Raw genomic sequence first — 7,738 nt, 5'->3', positions numbered from 1 at the left:
GTAGATGGTGTCCTGGACCACCAACGTCGCCGAAATCGCGCCGGCGCTGGCCATTTTGGGTCGCCCGTTCAGGCGGCGGCGGGGTCGACGACGGTTCGGGTGTCTCACTCATTCCTGAATCATGCCCAGCGTCGCGACGGGCATAACAGGTTCGTCCCACAAACTTGCTGTGAATCGGGATCCGGCGGTTAGTTGCCGGTGATGAAACGACACGCGGCCCGGTGCTCTGGTGAGCACCGGGCCGCTGGTTGTTCGGGAACGGGTTTGACTACCTGGACGGGACGACCGACGACGGGATCTGGCTCGGGCCGGGGGCGCCGGGGGTCGCCGACGCGGGGCCGCCCTGTTGGATGCCGGCGGGTCCACCCTGCTGGGCACCGGGACCGCCCGGACCGCCCATGCGGTGCGGGTGCATCCACGCCGCGTGGTGCTTGTGGTGGTGGTGGCCGTGGTGGCCGCCGCGATGGCCGAGGATGAAGCCGGTGAAGAAGATGACCGCGACGATGAACACGATCCCGGCGACGATGGCGACCCACGCGGCGAGTTGGAAGACCCGCGGGGCCCGGTAGGCCGCCGCCGCTTCCGCGGCGGCCGCTGGCGCAGTTGCGGTGGAGGTCCGCACAGTGGGGGTTTCGGATGTTTCACTCATGAGACAAATGATGAAGGTGTTAACACCAGTCGCGGCTATGCATTACTTAAGTAGCAGCTGTGAGCTGAGCGGCCGTCTTACCTGGTAGAACGGCCAGGGCGGCTTCATCGCCGTCGCCGGACCGGCTCCCCGTTTCCGCCCGGACCCCGTCGATTCGCGGCGACCCAATCAGCCACCCGCTCCACCGCCGAAGATTTACGCTGCCTGAAACGCCTCAACCGCGTCCGCCCGCAGACCGACAAACCGCCGACCCTGCATCAGGAGAAAGCATGACGCTATTTGTCAGTCACTCCAGCCAGGACAAGGCGGCGATCCAGGATCTGTTGAAGGCGTTGCGGGACGCGCGTCAGCACGTGTGGGTTGACGAAACGTTGGGCGGCGGTGACGCATGGTGGCGCACCATCCTCGAGGAAATCCGGGGCTGCGACGTGTTCGTCTTTGCGCTGTCGAACAACTCGATCGCATCGAAACCGTGTCAAGCCGAGTTGCGCTACGCCGAGGCTCTGCGCCGTCCGATCCTTCCCGTGCAGGTGGGCCCGGTCGATTCCATGCGCCTCACTCCGCTGGCGGAGACGCAGGTCATCGACTACCGAAATCCGACCGTGGACAGCGGCATTCAGCTGATCGAAGCGGTGCACGAATTGAAGGACAAGCTTGAGCCGCTGCCTTCACCCCTGCCAGAAGAACCGCCGGTGCCCTTCGCCTACCTGATGCGGCTGGGCCATACCCTCGCGGACCCGGAGCTCAGCGCCCGCCAGCAGGCCGAGTTGGTGTCGGAGCTGAAGGCGGGGCTTCGCGAGGACGGGGCCGATCCGGCTGCGCGCCGCGACATCGCCCGGTTGCTGTCCAAGCTGCGTGATCGTCCGGACGTCACCTATCAGGCGCGAAACAGCATCGATGCCCTGCTGAAGTCGGTGGACGAGGAACCTGCGACCGCGGCAGCCGCACCGATCACGGTCCCCGGCGCGCCGGCGGAGCCCGAATCGGGAGCGGTCACGGCGGACGGCGCCGACGCCGCGCCTCCGCACGCTCCCAAGGTCGGTAAGAGTCACCGGCCGCGCGCCAGGTGGGTCATCGCCGGCGGCGCGGGCTTGGCCGTTCTGATCGCGATCGTTGTCGTCGCGGTGCTGCTGCTCCGCCCCAAGCCGGGTCCCGCCCCGGTGTCCCTGGAATCCATCCTGCTCAGCGACGCGGAGATCAACTCCATCACGGGCACCTCCAATATGGCGAAAACCCCGGACAACCAAGGCAAGACGTTCAAGGACGTCAGCAAGGCGGTTGACGTGTCACCGCGGTGGTGCATGGGCGTGCTCTATCCCGGCGCGGACCTGACGTATGAAGACAGCGGAGAAAAGCAACTCGACTGGGCGGCGCTGGAGGATTCGGGTGGCTGGGTGCGGGCAGGCGAGGGCAATCACCACTTCGTCGATCAGGCCGTGGCGGCCTTTTCGACCAGAGACCAAGCCCTGGACTTCGTGCGGCGCTCGGCCAATGAGTGGGCGGCCTGCGACGGGAAGACGGTGACCGCGACCTACCTGGACAACGGCCGCGCGTACACGTGGGTCGTCGAAAACCTCACCGGGCACGCCCCGCAGATCACCCAGATGTACAGGCAACAGGGCAACGTTGCCAGCTACGCGTGCCAGCGGGTGTTGCAGGCGGCATCCGCTTACGTGATCGACGTGAAGGTGTGTGGGGACCACATCACCGATCAGGGCAGCGTGATCGCCGCGAAAATGGCCGTCAAGGTGCCGAAGTCCGCAGGGCCGAAGTTCTGAACTGGCGGCCGTTCTCACTTCCGCTGGGTGCGGATGATCTGCAGGCCGGCCGAGGCGAGCAGGGCGGGGATCTCCCGAACGAACACGCGGTCGTAGTCGGCGACGTCGTCGGGCAGGTCGGAGAATGCCACCAGATACGGGGTCCTCTTGTTTTCGATGTCCTTCTCGCCCAGAGACCAGCCGTCGGCGAGGCGCTCGGCCATCCAGCGGTCGTGCTCGGCGACCGCCAGCGTCTCGACCTCGTCGGTGCTGAACGCGAATTCCGATGCGTCCCAATCCCGCAGGGGCGCAAGATCACAACCGACGCTTCTCAGCTTGACCGCAATGTGGCGCGCCTGCGCGCGGCTGGAATCTTTGCGTGATTCGTCCAGCTCCGACCACGGTGGCGCGGGTTTACCGGAAGCGAGTTGTTCGGCGCACCAGCGGCGGTGGATGGCATGGGCGATCGCCTCGTACGAACCGCCGCGGGTGAGTTCGACCGTGCAGGTTCGTTCGAGCGTCGGGAAGACATCGATGTCGGGTCCCCCCGCGCCGCCGGCCTCATCGAGGAGCCGGGCGACTCCGCGCGACCGCGTCAGCGCGACCACCAAGGGGACGGCGGGATCCAGTTCATGCCTCAACTGCAACGCCAGCTCAACGGCCTGCTCGTCGTTGTCGGCGGTCACGTAGGCGCGGGCCAGCGGGGGCGCTCCCGCATCGGCGTGATAGGCGCGCAGCCGGTGGATCTTGCTGACCGAGGCGGGCAGGGTGATGAAGCTGCACACCTGCTCGAGGGCGGGATAGTGGCCGAGAAGCAACTGCACCCGGTGGTCGGCCTGGTTGTCGACGACGGTGACCACCAGCTCCCCGGCGTCGTCGGCACGGTGCTCATACCACTCGCGTGCCGCGTGGTATGCCACCCAGGCACCCAAGTCGCCGAGGCCGGCGATGAGGATGTGCGGGCGGTCGCACCCGGTGCCGACGGGAAACGCATCCAGCAGCGACCGCGCGCCGATCTCGTCGGTGTTGAAGAAGTCGAGCGCCGACGCCGCGCGCTCGGCCTCCCGGATCCTCAGCAGCGCGCACAGCTCCGGGTCCGCGATTTGGGCCAGACAGGTCAGCACGTTCCCGGAACGGCCACCCGCAAGCAGGCTGGCAACGGCGACGATCTCGGTGTTGACGGCGTCATGCGGACACAGCGCGAGCAGCCGCGCCGCGCGCCGGACACCGGCCGCCTGCAGGGTTCGTTCCTGCTGCGCGTCGCCGACGATGACCGGCACCCCCCAGCCGTGGCACAACTGCATGTTCGGGTTCGCCGCGTCCGAGTCGATGACAACCACGCGGTCCCCGGCCTCGCGGAGGTGGTGCAGAAACGCGCTGCCGACATCGCCGAGCCCGCACAGGACCACGTGACCGCTCATCAGCGGTACGCGCATCTGTTGCACGCGGTCGCGGAACAGCGACGCCAGGCCGCTGAGCCCCGCGAAGCCGGCGACGAGCGGCGCGAGGAAGCGGGCGATATCCAGCGTGACAGGCAGGTGGTCGTCGACCGGGGTCGACGCGGTGAACAGCTTGAAGCTCCAGAAGACGATGTCGCTCGGTTCGGGATGCCGTCTCCACAACTGCCAGAACCCGATGTTTCCCAGCACCAGCGCCACCACGCCCAGCCCGGCGAGCACATGCCAGCGGTAGTAGGACACCAGACCTGCGACGGACCACAGAAAAGTCCGCACAGAGCCCCGGGCGCCGCGACTGTCGTTCACGCCAATATCGTTTCACCGCTGGTCAGCGATGTCTGGCATATCGCCCCGGCGGGAGGCGGCTTCTCGCTAGTCCGGCTTGAACGGGTTGACGGCGAACTGGATCACCCGATACGGCGCGGCCACGCGCGCGCGAGTGTCCCACTGGCTGACGAAGATTCGCAGCTCGTCGAGCGTCGAGCCGGGCGAGATGTATCCGCCGTACGGCTGCGCGAGCCGGTTGTCGTAGGGCGGCGGCAGGCTCTCCGCGGGCTCGGGCCACTCGTCGTGCTGCACCACCGTGGTCACCGGTGCGTCGCCAAGCGACGTCGGGTCGTTCGCGACACGGACCTCCATGTTGCCCGTCACCGCGTTGAAATACGACAGCACGGCCTTGCCGTCGATCTGCCGAACGCACATCTCGCCCACCGCGTCCGGCCACAGCGGGGTGGGGGGCTTGCCCCAGCCGCCGTCGGGTCCGGCCGCCCAGCCCTGCCAACGGGACCGGTCGGTAAACGTTTGCGGGGTGGCCCGATACAGCACGACGGGATCCCGACGGGTGAAGCTGTCGGCGACGATATACACCCATCCGGTGGGCGAGTCGGGCGTGGGGATCGGGTCGTAGTAGCCGCTGATCTGTGTCTGTGAGCCGCCCTGGTACGACGCGGGTCGCCGCGATCCCGCGAGGGTCTGCCAGCCCGCCCGCGCGGGTTCGGCCGCGACGAGCCGGGAGCTTTGCGGCTCCAGGTTCTTCGTGGTCGTCACCATCATGTAGTTGCGCCGGTTGATCTGCACCACGCCCGCGGGCAGCTGCGAGGCGCCGGGCGGGGCGGGGTCGGCGAGCAGCGGTTTGCTGACCCCTGTCACGCCGGTGTAGCGCACGCCGGCCGGGTCGTCGACGGAAGCGGTGTCCACGCGCAGCGCCACCGGCGCGTACCAGCCGCCGAACCCGACGCCTTGGCCGGCGAAGCTGTCGCCGCAGACCTGCAACAGCTCGGCGGGGAACTCGACGAACTCACAGAGATCCGTCGCGCCGATGCCGTAGTCGCCGGTCGGGGTGCCGGTGCCGGCCGTCGGGCCGATCCGCAGCACCTGACCGGGCGCCAGCGGCTGAACGATCGGCTCGGGGACCGGCGCGGGCGGGTCGGCGTGCGCGGCCCAAAACCATTGCGGCGCAAACAGAATCACAGCAAGCGAGCACCGCGCGACCAGTCGGGCGTGGGCGGTGCTCACCCGCCTATTACAGCTGGGCGGCCAGCAGCTCGGCAATCTGGATGGTGTTCAGCGCCGCCCCCTTGCGCAGGTTGTCTCCCGAGACGAACAGGGCGAGGCCGCGCCCATCGGGGACACCGGGGTCCTGCCGGATGCGGCCGACCAGCGATTCGTCGACGCCCGCGGCCGCCAACGGGGTCGGCACGTCGACGACCTTGACGCCGGGCGCGCCGTCGAGCAGCGCCCGCGCACGCTCGGGCGACAGCGGCCGCGCGAATTCGGCGTTGATCGACAACGAGTGCCCGGTGAATACCGGCACCCGCACGCAGGTCCCGCTGACCGCCAGGTCGGGGATGCCGAGGATCTTGCGGCTCTCGTGCCGCAGCTTCTGGTCCTCGTCGGTCTCCCCCGAGCCGTCGTCTACCAGCGACCCGGCCAACGGCACCACGTTGAAGGCGATCGGCGCGACATAGGTCTTCGGCGCCGGGAACTCGACCGCGGAGCCGTCGTGCACCAACTGCTCGGCGTCGTCGATGACCGCGCGCGCCTGCGTGGCCAGCTCCTCGACGCCGACCAGCCCGCTGCCCGACACGGCCTGATAGCTCGACACCACCAGGCGGGTCAGCCCGGCCTCGTCGTGCAGCACCTTGAGCACCGGCATCGCGGCCATCGTGGTGCAGTTCGGGTTGGCGATGATGCCTTTGGGTCTGCGGTGGGCGTCCCGCTCGAAGTTCACCTCGGACACCACCAGCGGCACTTCGGGGTCCTTGCGCCACGCCGACGAGTTGTCGATCACCGTCACCCCAGCCGCGGCGAACCGTGGCGCCTGCACCAGCGACATCGTCTTGCCGGCCGAGAACAACGCGATGTCCAGGCCGGTCGGGTCCGCCTTCGCGGCGTCCTCGACTTCGATCTCCTGGCCGCGGAATTCCAGCTTGCGCCCTTGCGAGCGGGCGGACGCGAAGAACCTCACCTTTAACTCACCACCAGTCGCGGGGAAGTCCCGCTCGTCGAGCAACCTGCGCATCACCTGGCCCACCTGGCCGGTGGCGCCTACGACGCCGATGGCAACCATTTACCTGCCCGTCCCCGCGTACACCGTCGCCGACTCCTCGCCGCCGAGCCCGAACGCCTCGTGCAACGCCACGACGGCCTTGTCTAGTTCGGTGTCGCGGCACAGCACCGAGATGCGGATCTCGGAGGTGGAGATCAGCTCGATGTTGACGCCCACCTCCGCCAGGGCCTCACAGAAGGTCGCGGTGACGCCCGGGTGGCTGCGCATGCCCGCACCGATCAGTGACACCTTGCCGATGTGGTCGTCATAGAGCAGCTGGGTGAACCCGATCTCGTCCTTGAGCGAATCCAGCTTGGCCACCGCCGTCGGCCCGCTGTCCCGCGAGCAGGTGAAGGTGATGTCGGTCTTGCCGTCCTCGACCTTGGAGACGTTCTGCAACACCATGTCGATGTTCACGTCGGCCTCCGCGACGGCCCGGAACACCCGGGCCGCATAGCCGGGGATGTCGGGGATGCCGACGATGGTCACCTTCGCCTCGCTGCGATCGTGCGCGACTCCGGTAAGGATGGGGTCTTCCATGGCGATGTCCTTGATCGATCCCTTGACGACGGTGCCCGGCTTGTCCGAGTACGACGAGCGGACGTGCACCGGAATGTTGTAGCGGCGAGCGTATTCCACGCAGCGCAGCATCAGCACCTTGGCGCCGCACGCCGCCATCTCGAGCATCTCCTCGAACGTCACGGTGTCCAGCCTGCGGGCGTTGTGCACGATCCGGGGGTCAGCGCTGAAGATGCCGTCGACGTCGGTGTAGATCTCGCAGACGTCGGCGTGCAGCGCGGAGGCCAGGGCGACGGCGGTGGTGTCCGAACCGCCCCGGCCCAGCGTGGTGACGTCGCGGGTGTCCTGGCTGACCCCCTGGAACCCGGCGACCAGCACGATGCGCCCCTCGTCGAGCGCATCCCGCAGGCGGCCCGGCGTGACTTCGATGATCTTCGCGTTGCCGTGGGTGCCGGTGGTGATGACGCCGGCCTGCGAACCGGTGAACGAGCGCGCCTGCGCTCCCAGCGATTCGATCGCCATGGCCACCAGCGCGTTGGAGATGCGCTCGCCGGCGGTCAGCAACATGTCGAGTTCGCGCGGCGGCGGGGCGGGGCACACCTGCTGGGCAAGGTCCATCAGGTCGTCGGTGGTGTCGCCCATGGCCGAGACCACCACGACGACGTCGTTCCCCTGCTTCTTGGTCGCGACGATGCGCTCGGCGACACGACGGATTCGATCGGCGTCGGCCACCGAGGATCCGCCGTACTTTTGCACGACGAGCGCCACTACTTTTCCCGCCCTTCCGCCACGTTTTAAGCCCACAACA

The 7,738-nt window shown here is 68.1% G+C and carries 6 protein-coding genes and 1 pseudogene; 2 read left to right on the top strand and 5 right to left on the bottom strand.

The window, feature by feature from the left end; translation table 11 throughout:
* Positions 1-4: 4 nt before the first annotated feature.
* Positions 5-73, top strand: a pseudogene (locus A5709_RS28760) (hypothetical protein); the annotation flags it as partial.
* A 195-nt stretch (positions 74-268) separates the two neighbouring features.
* Here A5709_RS28760 and A5709_RS08970 read toward each other — a convergent pair.
* Positions 269-649 (bottom strand): hypothetical protein, encoded by a 381-nt coding sequence (locus A5709_RS08970; protein ID WP_067943418.1) that lies wholly within the window; start codon positions 647-649, stop codon positions 269-271.
* Positions 650-918: 269 nt separating this feature from the next.
* Between A5709_RS08970 and A5709_RS08965 the strand changes: the two genes are divergently transcribed.
* A complete protein-coding gene (locus A5709_RS08965; protein ID WP_068119508.1) occupies positions 919-2,427 on the top strand; it encodes a sensor domain-containing protein in 1,509 nt (502 codons plus the stop codon).
* A 14-nt stretch (positions 2,428-2,441) separates the two neighbouring features.
* Here A5709_RS08965 and A5709_RS08960 read toward each other — a convergent pair whose 3' ends face one another.
* The 4 genes from A5709_RS08960 to A5709_RS08945 all read right to left on the bottom strand — a co-directional run bounded on the left by A5709_RS08960 (position 2,442) and on the right by A5709_RS08945 (position 7,698).
* Positions 2,442-4,169, bottom strand: coding sequence for an NAD-binding protein (locus A5709_RS08960; RefSeq protein WP_231971943.1), 1,728 nt, complete (start codon positions 4,167-4,169; stop codon positions 2,442-2,444).
* 66 nt (positions 4,170-4,235) lie between these two features.
* Positions 4,236-5,378, bottom strand: coding sequence for a DUF4185 domain-containing protein (locus A5709_RS08955; RefSeq protein WP_067943414.1), 1,143 nt, complete (start codon positions 5,376-5,378; stop codon positions 4,236-4,238).
* A gap of 7 nt (positions 5,379-5,385) precedes the next feature.
* The gene (locus A5709_RS08950) at positions 5,386-6,432 is read right to left on the bottom strand and encodes an aspartate-semialdehyde dehydrogenase (protein ID WP_068119505.1); all 1,047 of its coding nucleotides are present in this window, start codon (positions 6,430-6,432) and stop codon (positions 5,386-5,388) included.
* Positions 6,433-7,698 carry an aspartate kinase gene (locus A5709_RS08945; protein WP_067943410.1) on the bottom strand — a complete coding sequence of 422 codons (1,266 nt, stop codon included), beginning with the start codon at positions 7,696-7,698 and terminating at the stop codon, positions 6,433-6,435.
* Between the last annotated feature and the right edge of the window lie 40 nt (positions 7,699-7,738).

It is taken from the genome of Mycobacterium sp. E1386 (genome assembly GCF_001672745.1).
Classification (GTDB): Bacteria; Actinomycetota; Actinomycetes; order Mycobacteriales; family Mycobacteriaceae; genus Mycobacterium.
This window is presented reverse-complemented; position numbering and strand designations above follow the sequence as displayed.

Coding starts and splice junctions, on each gene's coding strand:
- A5709_RS08970 (WP_067943418.1), bottom strand. CDS start 649: ATGAGTGAAACATCCGAAACCCCCACTGTGCGGACCTCCACCGCAACT.
- A5709_RS08965 (WP_068119508.1), top strand. CDS start 919: ATGACGCTATTTGTCAGTCACTCCAGCCAGGACAAGGCGGCGATCCAG.
- A5709_RS08950 (WP_068119505.1), bottom strand. CDS start 6,432: ATGGTTGCCATCGGCGTCGTAGGCGCCACCGGCCAGGTGGGCCAGGTG.